This is a genomic window from Kitasatospora sp. NBC_00374 (assembly GCF_041434935.1).
Classification (GTDB): Bacteria; Actinomycetota; Actinomycetes; order Streptomycetales; family Streptomycetaceae; genus Kitasatospora.
This window is the reverse complement of the sequence record NZ_CP107964.1, coordinates 4,408,170-4,425,216: the sequence shown is the minus strand read 5'-3', so window position 1 is coordinate 4,425,216 and position 17,047 is coordinate 4,408,170. Positions and strand designations below refer to the sequence as shown.

Here is a 17,047-nt window from a genome sequence, read left to right as displayed (position 1 = left end):
GCCGGACGGTGGACCGTCCAGCGTACGAGGTTCCCGGGGCTCATGGGTCCAGACGGGACACCGTGCCGTCGGACACCGCGAACCGCGCGCCCGCCAGCGCCTTCGGCACGTCCTCCGGCACCGCCGCCGTCACCAGCACCTGCTCGCCGCCCGCCACCAGCTCCGCCAGCCGGTCCCGCCGTCGCGCGTCCAGCTCGGCGAACACGTCGTCCAGGATCAGCACCGGCTCACCACCGTCCGCCTTCAACAGCTCGTACGAGGCCAGCCGCAGCGCCAGCGCGAACGACCAGGACTCACCGTGGCTCGCGTACCCCTTCGCGGGCAGCGGACCGAGCCGCAGCGTCAGCTCGTCGCGGTGCGGGCCGACCAGGGTCAGTCCCCGGGCCACCTCCTGGCCGCGGGCGGCCAGCAGCGCCGCCAGGAGCTGCTCCTCGGCCTGCTCCCGGCTGGCGGGCAGCTCGCCCTCGAAGGAGCTGCGGTACTCCAGCAGGGTGTCGCCGCCCTCCGGTGCCAGCTGCCGGTACGCCTGCGCCACCAGGGGCTGCAGCGCGGCCACCAGCTGCAGCCGGAAGGCCGTCAACTCGGCTCCGGCCCGGGCCAGGTGGCCGTCCCAGACCTCCAGGGTGGACAGGTCCGCGCCCCGGCCGCCGCCGGCCCGGCGGGCCGTCGCCGCCGTCTTCAGCAGGGCGTTGCGCTGCTTGAGCACCCGCTCGTAGTCCTGCCGGACCCCGGCGAGCCGGGGAGCGCGGGCGGTCAGCAGCTCGTCCAGGAAGCGCCGCCGCTCGCCCGGGTCGCCCTTCACCAGGGCCAGGTCCTCGGGGGCGAACAGCACCGTCCGCAGCAGCCCGAGCACGTCCCGCGGGCGGACGTTGTCGGAGCGGTTGATCCGGGCCCGGTTGGCCTTGCCCGGGGTCAGCTCCAGCTCGACGAGGGTCTGCCGGGCGTCCCGCACGATCGAGCAGCGCACCACGGCCCGCTCGGCCCCCAGCCGGACCAGCGGGGCGTCGGTGGCGACCCGGTGGCTGCCCAGGGTGGCCACGTAGCCGATCGCCTCGACCAGGTTGGTCTTGCCCTGGCCGTTGGGCCCCACGAACGCCGTCACGCCCGGATCGAGCGGAACCTCGACCCGGGCGTACGAGCGGAAGTCGGCGAGCGACAGGTGCGCGACATGCATGGCTGGGACTGCGCTCGCCTTCTGCGGGACGTGCCGGTGACTACTTGGACTCGACCGCGTGGCCGCCGAACTGGTTGCGCAGGGCGGCGATCATCTTCATCTGCGGGGAGTCGTCCTGACGGGACGCGAAGCGGGCGAACAGCGAGGCCGTGATGGCCGGCAGCGGCACCGCGTGGTCGATGGCGGCCTCGACCGTCCAGCGGCCCTCGCCGGAGTCCGCGGCCCAGCCCTTGAGCTTGGCCAGGTGCTCGTCGTCGTCCAGCGCCCGGACGGCCAGGTCCAGCAGCCAGGAGCGGATGACCGTGCCCTCCTGCCAGCTGCGGAAGACCTCGCGCACGTCGGTGACCTCGGGGGCCGCCTCCAGCAGCTCCCAGCCCTCGGCGAAGGCCTGCATCATCGCGTACTCGATGCCGTTGTGGACCATCTTGGCGAAGTGGCCGGCGCCCACCTTGCCTGCGTGCACGGCGCCGAACTCGCCCTCGGGCTTGAGCGCGTCGAAGATCGGCTGGGCCTTCGCGACGTGCTCGGCCTCGCCGCCGTACATCAGCGCGTAACCGTTCTCCAGGCCCCAGACGCCGCCCGAGACACCGCAGTCGACGAAGCCGATGCCCTTGGCCGCCAGCTGCTCGGCGTGCTTGATGTCGTCCGTCCAGCGGGAGTTGCCGCCGTCGACCACCACGTCACCGGGGGCCAGCAGCTCGGCCAGCTGCTCGACGGTGTCCTGGGTCGGTCCGCCGGCCGGCACCATCACCCAGACCACCCGCGGGCCCTGGAGCTTGCTGACGAGCTCCTCCAGGCTGTCCACGTCGGCGAGTTCCGGGTTCCGGTCGTAGCCGATGACGGTGTGGCCGGCGCGGCGGATGCGCTCGCGCATGTTGCCGCCCATCTTGCCGAGACCGATGAGGCCGAGCTCCATGACAAGTCCTTCACTGTGGTGTCGTGCCTGATGACGGCGCCGTTGCCGCGTTGTGCCGAGCCTACGCCGCGAACGGTGCCAGGCCTCCCCCGGCACGGTCTGTCCGGGGGAGGCCTGGCGTGGTCCACAGCCTGTGGACGGAGCTGTGCGCTGCGGTCAGCCCGACAGACGCACCGGCATGATCAGGTACTGGTAGGCCTCGTCCGCCTCCGCGTCGACCGCGACCTTGCCGCTGAGCAGGGCCGGCTTGGTCGGCGTGGTGAAGCTGAGCTGGGCGTACGCGGAGTCGATGGCCTTCAGGCCCTCCTCCAGGTAGCCCGGGTTGAACGCGATCGAGATGTCGTCGCCCTCGAGGTCGGCGTCGATCCGCTCGGTGGCCTGGGCGTCGTCGCCCGAACCGGCCTCCAGGGTGAGCACGCCCTGCTCGAAGTTGAGCCGCACCGGGGTGTTGCGCTCGGCCACCAGGGAGACGCGCTTGAGGGCCTCCAGGAAGGGCTGGGTCTGGATCGCCGCGACCGCGCTGAACTCGGTCGGGAACAGGCTGCGGAACTTCGGGAACTCGCCCTCCAGCAGGCGGGTGGTGGTCCGGCGGCCGGCGCCCTCGAAACCGATCAGGCCCTCGCCGGCACCGCCCGAGGCGAGCGCGATCGAGACCGTGTCGCCGCTGCCCAGGGACTTGGCGATGTCCTGCAGGGTCTTGGCGGGCACCAGGGCGACGGCCGAGATGTCGGACTGCTCGGGCTTCCACAGCAGGTCGCGGACGGCGAAGCGGTACCGGTCGGTGGCGGCCAGGGTGATCCGGTCACCCTCGATCTCGACCCGGACACCGGTGAGGACCGGCAGGGTGTCGTCCCGGCCGGCGGCCACGGCGGCCTGGCTGACGGCGGCGGCGAAGACCTCGCCGGCGACCGTGCCGGTCGCGCTCGGCATCTGCGGCAGGGTCGGGTACTCGTCCACCGGCAGGGTCGGCAGCGTGAACCGGGAGCTGCCGCAGACCACGCTGACCCGCATGCCGTCGGTGGAGATCTCCACCGGACGGTTGGGCAGGTTGCGGGAGATGTCGTTGAGCAGGCGGCCGGAGACCAGCACGGTGCCCGCCTCCTCGACGTCCGCCTCGAGCTCGACCCGGGCCGAGACCTCGTAGTCGAACCCGGAGAGGGCCAGCGAGCCCTCCTGTGCCGTCAGCAGCAGGCCGGCCAGCACCGGCACCGGCGGCCGCGCCGGGAGGCTGCGAGCAGCCCAGGCCACCGCCTCCGCGAGGACATCACGCTCCACCCGGAACTTCACCGGTAACCGCCTCCTGGCTCCTGCTGTCGCTTACGCGCTTCGATCTTCGTCGTCCGGCTTCCGGCCCACCGGGGAGGACCCCGGCTTCCAGTCGCCGGAGAACAGTCTGACGTACTCCACCGACAGACGGAGCAGATGGGCGGAAGCAACCCGAACAAGTGTCGGGCCTCCGTTGTCCACAGATTTCGGCCAGCCCCACTGTTGATCAAGCTGATGGGTCTCTAAGGGTAGTAGTAGTAGTAGGGCCTGTGGAAACCGTGGATAACCCTGTTTTCGCAGGTCAGGGCCCGTTTTTTGTCCACAGCACCTGTGGAGGGCGGATGTGGACAACCAGGGTCTGCTGTGGACAGCGGAGCGTTACCCACAGGGCACGTTGAGTATCCACAGGTTATCCCCAGGTCCGTCCCCAGATCATGGACCGGTTATCCACGGGGCCCGGGCAACATCACGTGACGCCTTTCACACCTGGGCATGAACGTCCAGCCAATGTTGTCGAACTGTGGACGCAGCTGTGGAGAACCTGGGGATAACCGACCCATTCCTGGGGACAACCGGTGGATAACCCAAATGGCCCCCTGGCGACCCGTCAGTTGTCCACAGCCTGTGGACAACTGTTGTGCACAAGTCCACAGCCACCTGACCTGCGCGGAAGAGCGTAGCGCTGCGCCCCCTGTGGAGGAATTCTGGATAACTTCGGCTGTCTCCGGGGTGTGGACGGGGAAAACTCACCCGACCTGTGGACTACGCCGTTCGGCGGCGGCCGAGTTCGAATTGCTGGTCAGATGTTCGACCCGGCAGGGAAGTCGGCGCGAGGCCGATCGACGGATTCCTGCCCCGCCGCAGGGCCGGCCACACCTGGTGTGACGGCGCGTCATCCACCGGCGGGGGCCGCTGGTCGGGCCGTGCCGGAGCCCGCCAGGAGCCCGCCACGGAGCCTGCTGTGAAGCCTCGGGGGCCCGCCGACGAGCCCGTCCCCGGCGCTGGGGGCCTCGGGGGATCCTCCACCGGACAGGCCGAAGGGGAGCCGGGACGATTCCCGACTCCCCTTCAACAGCCGCTCCGGAGCGACCTGTTCAGCTCTTGATGCGGTTGGTCAGCTCGGTGACCTGGTTGTAGATGGACCGCCGCTCGGCCATCAGCGAGCGGATCTTGCGGTCGGCGTGCATGACCGTGGTGTGGTCCCGGCCGCCGAACTGCGCGCCGATCTTCGGCAGGGACAGGTCGGTGAGCTCACGGCAGAGGTACATCGCGATCTGCCGGGCCGTCACCAGCACCCGGCTGCGCGAGGAGCCGCAGAGGTCCTCCACACCGAGCCCGAAGTAGGCGGCGGTCTGCTGCATGATCACCTGCGCGGTGATCTCGGGACCGGCGTCCTCGTCCCCTCCCGGGATCAGGTCCTTCAGCACGATCCCGGCCAGTTCCAGGTCGACCGGCGCGCGGTTCAGGTTGGCGAAGGCGGTCACCCGGATCAGCGCGCCCTCCAGCTCCCGGATGTTCCGGGTGATCCGGGACGCGATGAACTCCAACACGTCCGCGGGAGCGTTCAGCTGTTCCTGGATCGCCTTCTTGCGCAGGATCGCGATCCGGGTCTCCAGCTCGGGCGGTGTGACGTCGGTGATCAGACCCCACTCGAAGCGGTTCCGCAGCCGGTCCTCCAGCGTGATCAGCTGCTTGGGCGGCCGGTCGGAGGAGAGCACGATCTGCTTGTTGGCGTTGTGCAGGGTGTTGAACGTGTGGAAGAACTCCTCCTGCGTCGACTCCTTGCTCGCCAGGAACTGCACGTCGTCGACGAGCAGGATGTCGATGTCCCGGTACCGCTTGCGGAACGCGTCCGCCTTGCCGTCGCGGATCGAGTTGATGAACTCGTTCGTGAACTCCTCCGAGCTCACGTACCGCACCCGGGTGCCCGGGAAGAGGCTGCGCGAGTAGTGGCCGATGGCGTGCAGCAGGTGGGTCTTGCCGAGGCCGGACTCGCCGTAGATGAAGAGCGGGTTGTAGGCCTTGGCCGGAGCCTCGGCCACCGCGACGGCGGCCGCGTGCGCGAACCGGTTGCTCGCCCCGATCACGAAGGTGTCGAAAAGGTACTTCGGGTTCAGCCGGGCGTTCGGCTCGTCCTTGCGCGAGCCGCCGGCCGGCGGAGCACCGGGCGGGGCCGGCACCCCGGGGGCGGGCTGGCGTTCGACGGCGCCGCCGGGGCCCGGCCGGGAGCCGGCACCGGCGGGCCGGCGGGCCGGGGCACCGGGGCGCTGGCGGCCGGGCGCGGGGGAGTGTTCCAGCACCCCGCCGAACAGATCGCCCTGGGACGGCGTGGCCGCGGGCAGGCTCTTGGGCCGCTCGGCGGCCGGCGGCGGTTGCGGGGCAGGCTCCCAGCCGTCCTCGGACCCGCCCTGGGAGTGCCAGGCCGCGGGCTCGTCGCCGTAACCGGCGGGGCGCTGCGGGTACCCGGAGGGCTGGTCGTAGCGGCCGGGCGGGTAGCCCTGGCCGTACTGCTGCTGGTAGCCGCCGCGGGAGTAGTCCTGGGCCGGCGGGTACTCCTGAGGGCCCGGGTAGTTCTCGGACCGGGGCCAGCTGCCGGGGGCGTCCTGGCGGCCGCCGAAGTCGGACTGCTGGTGGTGCGACTGCTGCTGCTGGTGCTGCTGCTGAAGGTGGTGCTGCGGGTGCTGGGGCGCCCAGTCCTCGGGCTCGGAGCCCTGCTGGTCCAGGTCGTGGCCGCCGTGCGGTTCCCCGTGGCTGCCCGGTTCCGCGCCCTGGCTGCCGGCCGGCGGGACGGCGTTGGCGTCGACCATCACGGCGATCCGCACCGGGCGGCCGAACTCGCGGGAGAGCGCATCGCTCAGCTGCGGCAGCAGCCGGCCCTCCAGCACCTGCTTGGCCCGCTCGTTGGGCGCGGCCAGCAGGGCGGTGTCGTGCATCATCCACATCGGCTGGGTCCGCCGGAGCCACATCTTGTCGCTGTCCCCGACACTTGCGTCGTTGACCAGCCGCTCGACGACCGACGCCCAGACCGGGACGAGATCGCTGTTGACATCAGCCACTGGTGCACGCTTTCTCGTTCCCCGTACGGGGGTGTCAAGGGACTTCGGGGGGTGGTGGTCCGCCCCGAAGAACAAACCAGACAAGTCCTGCAACGGTAGTCAGCGGACAGAGCTGATTCAAGTTGTTGTCCACAGGCTGTGGGTATCGTGGATTTCCGGCCGCGGTACAGGCCCGGGACCACCCGGTTTGACCCTCCACCCCTGGTCCGCGTACCGTAACCAGGTCGAGTTGTCGATGGCCGCTGCCGCATGTCCGCGGGTCCGCCCGCTTCCATGACGCGCGCAGCACGGGCGCCGTGGATTGCCTCAAACCCCAGCAGATCTGGGTTTTTGGGGCCGGATTTCCCATTGATGGGGGAGATCACGCGGACGCACGGTGACGGCCAAGCGAGACCCGGTCACCCTACGATTCACCTCAGGAGCCCCCGAGTGAGCAAGCGCACCTTCCAGCCGAACAACCGCCGTCGTGCCAAGACCCACGGCTTCCGGCTGCGCATGCGGACGCGTGCCGGCCGCGCCATCCTGGCCGCGCGCCGCGGCAAGGGCCGTTCCGCCCTGTCCGCCTGATTCGCGCCAAGGGTCTGCAGTGCTGCCCTCCGAGCATCGGCTGCGGCGGCGCCAGGACTTCTCGATCGCGGTGAAACGCGGTCGGCGTGCCGGTCGGCCCCTGCTGGTCGTCCATCTCAGTAGAGATGGCGTCCTGGCGGGGGCAGCCGGTGCGTTGAGTGACTCCAGCCCGCACGTCGCCGAGGGGCTCCCTCCGGCGCGTGCGGGTTTCGTCGTGAGCAAGGCCGTCGGCCCCGCTGTGGTGCGCAACCTGGTCAAGCGCCGGTTGCGGCATCTGGTGGGCGCGCGTCTGTCCCGGCTGCCCGCAGGTAGCCTGGTGGTGGTACGCGCGCTGCCGCCGGCGGCGGCGGCCTCGTACCTCGAACTTGAGCACGACCTGGACGCGGCGCTGAGGCGCCTGCTCAGGGCGGAGCCGAGCGGCGGCGCGCCGACGGGAGCAGGGCGATGAAGTACCTGCTGATGGGGCTCATCAGGCTCTATCAGTGGACGATCAGTCCACTGCTGGGCCCGGTCTGCCGTTACTACCCCTCGTGTTCGCACTACGGGTACGAGGCAGTGCGGCTGCACGGTGCGGTCAAAGGCAGTGGCCTGACCGCCTGGCGCATTCTGCGCTGCAATCCCTGGTCGCCCGGTGGGGTCGACCATGTACCGCCGCGCAAGCACCCGGTGTGGCACCGACGGCTGCGCGATCTGCTGAGCCCCACGAGCGGGACCGCCGGGCCGGAGCCGGTGGCGAAGCCCGATGCCCAAGGAGTCTGACCGGTGACTTTCGGTTTTCTGAGTCCCCTCTACACTGCGGTGTCCTGGATCATCGTCCAGTTCCACTCGCTGTACAGCCACGTCTTCGATCCCAACGGTGGTTGGGCGTGGGGCCTGTCGATCGTCTCCATGGTCATCGTCATCCGGATCTGCCTGATCCCGCTGTTCGTTAAGCAGATCAAGGCGACCCGGGCCATGCAGGCGATCCAGCCGAAGATGAAGGCCATCCAGGAGCGCTACAAGAACGACCGGCAGCGCCAGTCCGAAGAGATGATGAAGCTCTACAAGGAGGCGGGTACCAACCCCTTCTCGAGCTGCCTTCCGATCCTGGTGCAGGCCCCCTTCTTCACCGCGCTCTACGGTGTACTGGCCTCGGTGGCCAAGGACAAGCCGATCGGCGTCTTCAACGAGACCCTGCTCGACAGCGCCCAGCAGGCGCACATCTTCGGCGCGCCGCTGTCGGCGACCTTCCTCGGTTCCTCCGAGATCAGCGTCAAGATCGTCGTTGCGATCATGATCGTCCTGATGTCGCTGTCGCAGTTCATCACCCAGCGCCAGCTGATGACCAAGAACATGGACCTCACGGTCAAGACGCCGTTCATGCAGCAGCAGAAGATGCTGATGTACGTCTTCCCGATCATGTTCGCCGTGATGGGCATCAACTTCCCGGTCGGTGTGCTGGTCTACTGGCTGACCACCAACGTCTGGTCGATGGGCCAGCAGCTGATCGTCATCCACAACAACCCGACGCCGGGCAGCAAGGCCTTCGAGGAGCGTCAGGTGCGGCTGAAGAAGGCCGGCCGGCTCAACCCGGACGGCTCGGTCAAGAAGGTCGGGGTGCTCGCCCTGATCTCCGGCGGCGGTGGCAAGAGCGCGGCGCCGGCCAGTGCCGAGGCCGTGGTCGAGGACAGTGTGCAGGTGCGCCGGCAGCAGCCGCGCAAGCAGACCAAGGCCCAGCGCCAGGCCGGCGCTGCCCACACCACCACGAGCCTGACCAAGCCCGCGGAGCCCGAGGAGCCGGCCGACGAGGTGCCGGCCCCCGCGGGGGAGCGGAAGGCCCCGGCGGCGAGGACGGCGGCGGCCAAGCAGGGCCAGCGCCAGCAGCCGAAGCGCGGACAGAGCGGCCAGCGGCCGAAGAAGAAGTCCTGACCGGTCCCAGACCGTCGACACCGGCCCCAGATCCTCGTTCTCGGCCCCACCCGAGGGCCCATCCCTGAAGGAGTCCAGCAGTGACGGAAGGCACCATCTCCGCCGTCGACACCGAGGCCGAGGCCGGCCCGGGCACCGAGGGCACCGTTGCCCGCCTGGAGCAGGAGGGTGACATCGCGGCCGACTACCTGGAGGGGCTGCTCGACATCGCGGACCTCGACGGGGACATCGACATGGATGTGGAGGGCGACCGAGCCCTCGTCTCCATCGTCGGCGAAGGGTCCGACCGGTCGCTGCAGCGCCTGGTCGGCCACGACGGCGAGGTGCTGGAGGCGCTGCAGGAGCTGACCCGGCTGGCGGTCCACCGGGAGACCGGCGAGCGCAGCCGCCTGATGCTGGACATCGCCGGTTTCCGGGCCCGCAAGCGGTCCGAGCTGGCCACGCTCGGCGCCGAGGCGGCCGAGCGGGTGAAGAGCTCGGGCGAGCAGGAGAAGCTGCGTCCGATGACCCCGTTCGAGCGCAAGGTGGTCCACGACGCGGTGGCCGCGGCGGGTCTGCGCAGTGAGTCGGAGGGCGAGGAGCCCGAGCGTTGCGTGGTCGTGCTGCCGCGCTGACGCCGGTGGCGGTCTGACCATCGACCCCGTCCGCTTCGCGCGGGCGGGGTCGTCCCCGTTGCGGCCGGGCTTGGGCCGGTCGGGTGGGGGCTGGATGTTTCACGTGAAACAGTGCTTGTACGGGTGGGTGGATTTCGGTGAGCGGAGAGGTCGAGATGGACACGGACGGCGTGGCCGCGGAGGGCGATGCGACGGAGGGCGGTGCGGTGGCCGACCTGGCTCCGGCCCCCGCCGTGGCGGCGGAGATCTTCGGCGACCGGTACCCGGTCGCGGTGCGGTACACCGAGCTGCTGGCCACGGCCGGAGTTCAGCGTGGGCTGATCGGGCCGCGTGAGGTGCCGCGGCTGTGGGACCGGCACGTGCTGAACTGCGCGGTGCTGGCCGAGCTGCTGCCGGCCGGTGCGACGCTGTGCGACGTGGGCTCCGGCGCCGGTCTGCCGGGTATCCCGGTGGCGCTGGCCCGTCCGGACGTGTCGGTCACACTGCTGGAACCGCTGCTGCGGCGGACCACCTTCCTGGAGGAGGTGGTGCGGCTGCTGGAGCTGGACAACGTGACCGTGCTGCGCGGCCGGGCCGAGGAGATGGTCGGCAAGCTCGCGGTGGACGTGGTGACCGCGCGTGCGGTCGCTCCGCTGGACCGGCTGGCGGGCTGGGGAATGCCGCTGCTCCGCCCGTACGGCCAGATGCTGGCGCTGAAGGGGGACACGGCGGAGCAGGAGCTGGCCGACTCCCGGTCGGCGCTGACGAAGCTGGGTGCGGTGGGCTGGTCGGTGCTCGCGGTCGGCGAGGACACCCTGGAGACCTCGACCCGGGTGGTCCGGGTGGAGGCCGGGGAGAGCCCCGGCGGGGTGAGGGCCGCCACCCGGCGGGCGAAGGCGGCCCGGGCCGGACGTGCTGGAAAGCCGGCCGAGGGCGGTCGGAGCGGGGCGCGCCGACGGCGCTGAGTCCGGACGACGGGCCTGGTGGGCGGCCCGGGCGGCGGTGGGTGTCGCCCGGGTGCCGGAGTGTCGGTCCATCAGATTTCCGACATTTTGGGCATCGTGTTTCACGTGAAACGTCGCTCTCTGCTTTCCGGAATCCTCGGCCGCAGCCGGGCGGTGACTGTTGCCGCTCCGGTTTCACGTGAAACACTGACCCCCATGCAGGACTCGGAGACCATCGACCTGATCGATGACACCCCCATTGCGCGGGCTGCCCAGGCTGCCGTTCAGGCCGTCGGGCGTACCGGAGAAGGCCTGCCCAGGCCGGCCACCACCAGGGTGATGGTGGTGGCCAACCAGAAGGGCGGGGTCGGCAAGACCACCACCACCGTCAATCTGGCCGCCTCGCTCGCCCTGCACGGGCTGCGGGTGCTGGTGATCGACCTCGATCCCCAGGGCAACGCCTCCACCGCTCTCGGCATCGACCACCACGCCGAGGTGCCGTCGATCTACGACGTGCTGGTGGAGGGCAAGCCGCTGGCCGACGTGGTGCAGCCGGTGGTCGACGTGGAGGGGCTGTTCTGCTGCCCGGCCACCATCGACCTGGCGGGCGCCGAGATCGAGCTGGTCTCGCTGGTCGCCCGGGAGAGCCGCCTGCAGCGGGCGATCGCGGCGTACGAGCAGCCGCTGGACTACATCCTGATCGACTGCCCGCCCTCGCTCGGTCTGCTCACGGTCAACGCCATGGTCGCCGGCCAGGAGGTGCTGATCCCGATCCAGTGCGAGTACTACGCACTGGAGGGCCTGGGACAGCTGCTGCGCAACGTCGAGCTGGTCCGCGCGCACCTCAACCCGGTCCTGCACGTCTCCACCATCCTGCTGACCATGTACGACGCCCGGACCCGGCTCGCCGCGCAGGTGGCGGAGGAGGTCCGTACGCACTTCGAGCAGGAGGTGCTGCGGACGGCCATCCCGCGCTCGGTGCGGATCTCCGAGGCGCCGAGCTACGGGCAGACGGTGCTCACCTATGATCCGGGTTCGACCGGTGCGCTGTCGTACCTGGAGGCCGCCCGCGAGCTCGCGCTCCGCGGGGCGCCAGAGGCGCAGGCCGGGGATGGCGCGGTCGCCTACGGCGGACTGGGACAGCAGCGGAACGGCGCCGGCGAGCAGCCGGCTCCGGTGGCACAGCAGAGCACGATGGAGGACAACCGGTGAGCACGCGCAGGGGCCTCGGACGAGGGCTGGGAGCACTGATTCCGGCCGCCTCGCCGGCCGCGGGAGTGACCGCACCGGCTGCGGGCCAGGAGGCCGACGCGGCGGCCGCGGCCCGGACGGCTGGTGCGACCTCCCCGGCGGCGCCGCTGCTGCCGACCGGTCGGGGCACGGTGGCCGCGAAGGCGGCGGCCGAGAGCCTGCGGGAGCTGGCGGCGGAGACCCATCCGCGCAGTGTCCTGGAGGCGGCGCTCTCCCCGGTGGACGGCGCCCGTTTCGCCGAGCTGCCGCCGGCCGCGATCCGGCCGAATCCGCGCCAGCCCCGTGAGTACTTCGACGAGGACAAGCTGGCCGAGCTGGTCGCCTCGATCAAGGAGGTGGGCCTGCTCCAGCCGGTGGTGGTCCGCCAGGTCGGTGCGGACAGCTACGAGCTGATCATGGGTGAGCGTCGCTGGCGGGCCTCCCAGGAGGCCGGCCTGGAGCTGATCCCGGCGATCGTGCGGGCCACCGAGGACGACAAGCTCCTGCTGGACGCGCTGCTGGAGAACCTGCACCGGGCGGAGCTGAACCCGCTGGAGGAGGCCGCCGCCTACGACCAGCTACTGCGGGACTTCACCTGCACCCACGACGAGCTGGCGGACCGGATCGGCCGCTCCCGGTCGCACGTCTCCAACACGCTGCGGCTGCTGAAGCTGTCCCCTGCGGTCCAGAAGCGGGTGGCGATCGGCGTGCTGACCGCCGGCCACGCCCGCGCGCTGCTGGGGCTGCCGGACGCCGAGCAGCAGGACCGGCTGGCGACCCGGATCAACGTCGAGGGGCTCTCGGTGCGCACCACCGAGGAGATCGTCGCGATGATGAACCGTGACGAGAAGCCGGCCCGTCCGGCCGCGCCGAAGGCGGGGAAGCTGCTCTCGCCGGCGTTCAACGAACTGGCCGGGCGGCTCTCGGACCGCTTCGACACCCGGGTCAAGGTCGAGGTGTCGCAGCGGAACGGGAAGCTCGGCAAGGGCAAGGTGGTGCTGGAGTTCGCCTCGGTGGAGGACCTGAACCGGATCCTGGACGGGCTGGCACCGGGCGAGGACGGGCTGCGGCTGTCGCAGGGCTGAACCGGGCGGGCCGACCGACGATGGGTGCATGTTTCACGTGAAACGTGCACCCGTTTCGTTTGGGTAGGGGACTCGGTGGAGGGGCGGGCCGCCAGGTCGGCCCGGGCTGCGGAGGAGGTGTGGGGGAGTGGGACGCAGGATCGTTCCGCTGACGCTGGACAGTCTCCAGGACCTGCCGGTGGGCTGCCGCTCCTGTGTTTTCTGGGAGCTGGACCCGGTGACCGCGCGGGCGGCGGTGGAGTCCGGGAAGGCGGAGCTGGAGAAGGAGAGCTGGATCTCGGCCGTGCTGCTGGAGTGGGGCTCCTGCGGCCGGGTGGTCTATGTCGACGACCGGCCGGCCGGGTTCGTGCTGTACGCGCCGCCGGCCTACGTGCCGCGCTCGCAGTCCTTCCCGACCAGTCCGATCTCCCCGGACGCGGTGCAGCTGATGGTCAGCCGGGTGCTTCCCGGCTACCAGGGCCAGGGGCTCGGCCGGGTGCTGGTGCAGACGGTGGCCAAGGATCTGATCGGCCGGGGCTTCCGGGCGATCGAGGCGTTCGGCGCGGTCGGCCGGGAGACGCCGAGCTGTGTGCTGCCGGCCGAGCATCTGCTGGCGGTGGGGTTCAAGACGGTCCGTCCGCACCATCGCTATCCGCGGCTGCGTCTGGAGGCCCGCACCACGCTGTCCTGGAAGAGCGATGTGGAGGGCGCGCTGGAGCGACTGCTGGGCGGGGCCCGGAAGGAGCCGGCCCTGCGGCCGTTCTGAGCCGGCACGGGGACGGCGAACGGCGGCTGAAGGCAGAGAACGACGGACGGCGGAGACGGGCCCTGGGGGCCTGCCTCCGCCGTCCGTGCTCCGCTGCCGGGGAACGGCTCAGAGAGCGATGAAGTCCGCCAGCTCGCGCAGCAGCGCGGCCTTCGGGCGGGCGCCGGTGATGGTCTTCACCAGCTCGCCGTTCTGGTAGACGTTGAGGGTCGGGATGGAGATCACGTTGTAGCGGGCCGCGGTCTCCTGGTTGGCGTCGACGTCGAGCTTGGCGATGGTGATGGCCTCGCCGTGCTCGTCCGCGATCTCCTCCAGGATCGGGGCGACCTGACGGCACGGGCCGCACCAGGTGGCCCAGAAGTCGACCAGAACGGGCTTGTCGCTCTTGAGGACGTCGGCGTCGAAGGTCGCGTCGGTCACGGTGATGGTGGCGCCGGCCACGGGAACTCCTAAGGGTCACGTACGAGGTGGTGCCCCTCCGCGTGTGGGACGGTTGGGCACCTTCGAGAGGGACAACAACGGCGGGGGCCGTTCTGTTTCTCGACGGGGGCTGGTCCTGCGGCGCTGCCGGTTCACGGGTCCGCGTGCGGTTTCACGTGAAACGGAGGCGGGTCCGGGGCCGGCCGGACCGGGGTGGTCCGGCCGGCCCCGGCAGGTGTGTGTTCGGTCAGACCGCGACCGCGGCGGCCTGGGCCTCCAGGTCGGCGAGCGAGGCGAGGTAGCGCTCGGCGTCCAGGGCGGCGGCGCAGCCGGTCCCGGCCGCGGTGATGGCCTGGCGGTAGGTGTGGTCGACCACGTCGCCGGCGGCGAAGACGCCGGGGATGTTGGTCCGGGTGGAGGGGGCCTCCACGGTGAGGTAGCCCTCGGCGTCCAGGTCGAGCTGGCCGGTGAACAGCTCGGTGCGCGGGTCGTGGCCGATCGCGATGAACAGGCCGGTGACGGCCAGCTCGCGCTTGTCGCCGGTGGTGGTGTCGCGCAGGGTGACACCGGTCAGCTTGGGGTCGCCGTGGATCTCCTCGACCGCGCTGTCCCAGGCGAAGCTGATCTTCGGGTCGGCGAAGGCCCGCTCCTGCATCGCCTTGGAGGCGCGCAGGCTGTCACGGCGGTGGATGACGGTGACGCTGCGGGCGAAGCGCGAGAGGAAGGTGGCCTCCTCCAGGGCGGTGTCGCCGCCGCCGACCACGGCGATGTCCTGGTCGCGGAAGAAGAAGCCGTCACAGGTGGCGCACCAGGAGACGCCGCGTCCGGAGAGCGCGTCCTCCCGGGGCAGGCCGAGCTTGCGGTGCTGCGAGCCGGTGGCGACGATCACGGCGCGGGCGCGGTGCACGGTGCCCTCGGAGTCCGTGACGGTCTTGACGTCACCGGTGAGGTCGACCGAGACGATGTCGTCGGGGACCAGCTCGGCGCCGAACTTCTCGGCCTGTGCCCGCATGCCGTCCATCAGCTCGGGGCCCATGATGCCGTCCCGGAAGCCGGGGAAGTTCTCCACCTCGGTGGTGTTCATCAGGGCACCGCCGGCCGTCACAGCGCCTTCGAACACGAGGGGCTTGAGAGAGGCACGGGCGGTGTAGAGCGCAGCGGTGTATCCGGACGGGCCGGAACCGATGATGATCACATTACGGACGTCGCTCACTGCATCTCCTGGTTCGCATCGCGACCCGCGCATCTGCGGGGAGGGCGGTCCTGCTCCGCCGCCCGGGACAACGACTGACCAGTCTCCCGCATTCCCAGGCCCCGGCGCACCAGGCGCCCGGAGTCCGGGCACGTGGGTCGATGGGACCGATGGTTCACAAGGTACGGGGACGGATCTTCCTTGCCTGGTCAGGGAACCGGGACGGTGCGGTGCAGCAGGACCGTCGCGCCCGGACAGTCCGGGGTGACCAGGTAGACATCCATCAGGTCGGTGCGGCCGTCCAGGGGGTAGACCAGCGCGGTCACCGGGTCCGTGCCGTACCGGCCGGGGCCGGCTGCGAGGGGCGCCTGGCCGGGGTGGCCGGCGGCGAGCGACACGCAGGCGGGCGGCGGGGAGGCGGTGGTCGCGGGGGAGCGGGTGGCCTTCCCGGTCGGGACCGTCCCCTCCGCGCCGATCCCCGGTTGGACGTCGGTGTGGGTTCCGCTGCCGGGGACGGCCGGACCGGATGCCGCGCCGAGCAGCCGGCGGACCTGGTCGGCGAGCTGGTCGTCGCGGTACTCGGGGACCCCTTCGGCGGCGGCCTTGGGCGAGCGGCTGCCGGGGGCGAGGGCGGCCGCGTGGCCGCTGTCGGAGGCCGCGGTGGAGCTCGCCCCGTCGCCGGCCTGCCAGGGCTGGGTGACCAGGAGGGAGCCGAGGGACAGGACGGCGGCGAGGGCCGCGGTGCCGAGCAGGATGCGGCCGGTCCGGCGGCGACGCGGGCGGCCGGGGCCGGTGGCCGGTCCAGTCCCGCTGCCGGAGCCGGAGCCGGAGCCGGAGCCGGGCCGTGACGGGTCGGCCGGGCCACCCCGTCGGCCGGGCGGGGCGGTGCGGGCGGGGGCCGGGTGCCCGGGGACGGCCGGTGCGTCGGGCTCCGGCGCGGCGGTCTCGGCGGCCGCCGCCAGGGCGGCGTCGATCCGTGCGGCGATGTCCTCGGGCATGGGCGGGGCCGGGGCGTCGCCCAGCAGCCGGGTGACCTCGGCGAGTGCGGCGTAGGCGTCGGCGCAGTCCGGGCAGTCGGCGAGGTGCCGGCGGATCAGGGCGGCGTCGGCCGGGGCGAGCAGGTCCTCGGAGAGGTCCGCGAGGGTGTCCACGTCCGGGTGCGCGCCCGCGCCGTCCCGGTCGGACGGGGGCGGGGAAGGGGTGTGCGGCGTCATCGCGTGGTCACATCTCCTTCCAGGGCGGTGGCCGGACGTACCTGGCCCGGTGATGGGACGGGGCTGGGGCCCGGTGGGTTCCCCGGTGGTGTTTCACGTGAAACACCACCCGGTGGGCGGCCGGCCGCCGGCGGGTCGGCGTCCGGCGGGACGGTACCGGGGTGCAGGTGGCGGACCAGCGGGAGCAGCTTGGCCCGGCCGCGGGCGCAGCGGCTCTTGACCGTGCCCACCGGGATGTCGAGGAGCTCGGCGGCCTCGGCCACCGAGTAGCCCTCCATGTCGACCAGGACCAGGGCGGCCCGCTGCTCGGCCGGCAGGGTGGCGAGCGCGCCGGTCACCTCGCGGCGCAGTTCCGACCGGACGGCGGCCGAGTCGGCGCCTTCGGCGCTGCCCAGGGCGGTGTCCAGACGGGCCGGGTCGCCGTCCAGCGGGCCGGTGCGGCGGGTGGCGGTGCGGCGGGCGCGGTCGAGGCAGGCGTTGACCACGATGCGGTGCAGCCAGGTGGTGACGGCCGAGCGGCCCTGGAACGTGTGGGCGGCCCGGAAGGCGGACACCAGGGCGTCCTGAAGGGCGTCGGCGGCCTCCTCGCGGTCGCCCAGGGTGCGCAGGGCTACGGCCCAGAGGCGGTCCCGGTGGCGCTGCACGAGGACGCCGAAGGCGGCCGGGTCGCCGGCGGCGTGCCGGGCGAGCAGTTCGGCGTCGGTCGGCTCCGCTGCCATCCTCGCCCCCTCTCCGGT

At 71.6% G+C, this 17,047-nt stretch carries 17 protein-coding genes; 9 read left to right on the top strand and 8 right to left on the bottom strand.

The genetic code is table 11. The features are described 5' to 3' along the window. Positions 1–40 precede the first annotated feature (40 nt). The 4 genes from recF to dnaA all read right to left on the bottom strand — a co-directional run bounded on the left by recF (position 41) and on the right by dnaA (position 6,412). Positions 41–1,174 (bottom strand): DNA replication/repair protein RecF, encoded by a 1,134-nt coding sequence (gene recF, locus OG871_RS19915; RefSeq protein ID WP_371498310.1) that lies wholly within the window; start codon positions 1,172–1,174, stop codon positions 41–43. Between the two features lie 40 nt (positions 1,175–1,214). After that, positions 1,215–2,090 carry a phosphogluconate dehydrogenase (NAD(+)-dependent, decarboxylating) gene (gene gnd, locus OG871_RS19910; RefSeq protein ID WP_371498309.1) on the bottom strand — a complete coding sequence of 292 codons (876 nt, stop codon included), beginning with the start codon at positions 2,088–2,090 and terminating at the stop codon, positions 1,215–1,217. 156 nt (positions 2,091–2,246) lie between these two features. Beyond that, positions 2,247–3,377, bottom strand: a complete 1,131-nt coding sequence (dnaN, locus tag OG871_RS19905) for a DNA polymerase III subunit beta (RefSeq protein ID WP_371498308.1) — start codon at positions 3,375–3,377, stop codon at positions 2,247–2,249. Between the two features lie 1,073 nt (positions 3,378–4,450). Continuing rightward, complete coding sequence (gene dnaA / locus OG871_RS19900; RefSeq protein WP_371498307.1) at positions 4,451–6,412, bottom strand: chromosomal replication initiator protein DnaA; 1,962 nt, start codon at positions 6,410–6,412, stop codon at positions 4,451–4,453. A 429-nt stretch (positions 6,413–6,841) separates the two neighbouring features. Here dnaA and rpmH point away from each other — a divergent pair, with 429 nt between their 5' ends. The 9 genes from rpmH (at position 6,842) to OG871_RS19855 (ending at position 13,484) form a co-directional block, all read left to right on the top strand. Further along, on the top strand, positions 6,842–6,979 hold the full coding sequence (gene rpmH, locus OG871_RS19895) for a 50S ribosomal protein L34 (protein WP_033823201.1): 138 nt from the start codon (positions 6,842–6,844) through the stop codon (positions 6,977–6,979). 19 nt (positions 6,980–6,998) lie between these two features. Continuing rightward, positions 6,999–7,427 (top strand): ribonuclease P protein component, encoded by a 429-nt coding sequence (gene rnpA / locus OG871_RS19890; protein ID WP_371498306.1) that lies wholly within the window; start codon positions 6,999–7,001, stop codon positions 7,425–7,427. Continuing rightward, positions 7,424–7,738 carry a membrane protein insertion efficiency factor YidD gene (gene yidD / locus OG871_RS19885; RefSeq protein WP_371498305.1) on the top strand — a complete coding sequence of 105 codons (315 nt, stop codon included), beginning with the start codon at positions 7,424–7,426 and terminating at the stop codon, positions 7,736–7,738. Before rnpA ends, yidD begins: the two co-directional genes overlap by 4 nt. Before the next feature lie 3 nt (positions 7,739–7,741). Continuing rightward, complete coding sequence (gene yidC, locus OG871_RS19880) at positions 7,742–8,887, top strand: membrane protein insertase YidC (RefSeq protein WP_371498304.1); 1,146 nt, start codon at positions 7,742–7,744, stop codon at positions 8,885–8,887. Positions 8,888–8,967: 80 nt separating this feature from the next. Beyond that, the gene (locus tag OG871_RS19875) at positions 8,968–9,501 is read left to right on the top strand and encodes a protein jag (RefSeq protein ID WP_371498303.1); all 534 of its coding nucleotides are present in this window, start codon (positions 8,968–8,970) and stop codon (positions 9,499–9,501) included. Between the two features lie 155 nt (positions 9,502–9,656). Then, the gene (gene rsmG / locus OG871_RS19870; protein WP_371498302.1) at positions 9,657–10,445 is read left to right on the top strand and encodes a 16S rRNA (guanine(527)-N(7))-methyltransferase RsmG; all 789 of its coding nucleotides are present in this window, start codon (positions 9,657–9,659) and stop codon (positions 10,443–10,445) included. A gap of 222 nt (positions 10,446–10,667) precedes the next feature. Then, positions 10,668–11,636: a ParA family protein gene (locus tag OG871_RS19865; RefSeq protein WP_371503361.1), complete on the top strand. Its 969-nt coding sequence runs from the start codon at positions 10,668–10,670 to the stop codon at positions 11,634–11,636. Further along, positions 11,633–12,739, top strand: coding sequence for a ParB/RepB/Spo0J family partition protein (locus OG871_RS19860; RefSeq protein WP_371498301.1), 1,107 nt, complete (start codon positions 11,633–11,635; stop codon positions 12,737–12,739). The genes OG871_RS19865 and OG871_RS19860 overlap by 4 nt, the downstream gene beginning before the upstream one ends. Before the next feature lie 127 nt (positions 12,740–12,866). Continuing rightward, positions 12,867–13,484, top strand: coding sequence for a GNAT family N-acetyltransferase (locus tag OG871_RS19855; protein WP_371498300.1), 618 nt, complete (start codon positions 12,867–12,869; stop codon positions 13,482–13,484). 108 nt (positions 13,485–13,592) lie between these two features. Here the strand turns inward: OG871_RS19855 and trxA are convergent, their stop codons facing one another. The 4 genes from trxA to sigM form a co-directional block, all read right to left on the bottom strand. Continuing rightward, positions 13,593–13,925: a thioredoxin gene (gene trxA, locus OG871_RS19850; protein ID WP_371498299.1), complete on the bottom strand. Its 333-nt coding sequence runs from the start codon at positions 13,923–13,925 to the stop codon at positions 13,593–13,595. A 226-nt stretch (positions 13,926–14,151) separates the two neighbouring features. Further along, positions 14,152–15,117 carry a thioredoxin-disulfide reductase gene (gene trxB, locus OG871_RS19845; RefSeq protein ID WP_371498298.1) on the bottom strand — a complete coding sequence of 322 codons (966 nt, stop codon included), beginning with the start codon at positions 15,115–15,117 and terminating at the stop codon, positions 14,152–14,154. Between the two features lie 188 nt (positions 15,118–15,305). Next, the gene (locus OG871_RS19840) at positions 15,306–16,310 is read right to left on the bottom strand and encodes a hypothetical protein (RefSeq protein WP_371498297.1); all 1,005 of its coding nucleotides are present in this window, start codon (positions 16,308–16,310) and stop codon (positions 15,306–15,308) included. Continuing rightward, positions 16,307–17,029, bottom strand: a complete 723-nt coding sequence (sigM, locus tag OG871_RS19835) for an RNA polymerase sigma factor SigM (RefSeq protein ID WP_371498296.1) — start codon at positions 17,027–17,029, stop codon at positions 16,307–16,309. The genes OG871_RS19840 and sigM overlap by 4 nt, the downstream gene beginning before the upstream one ends. Positions 17,030–17,047: the final 18 nt, after the last annotated feature.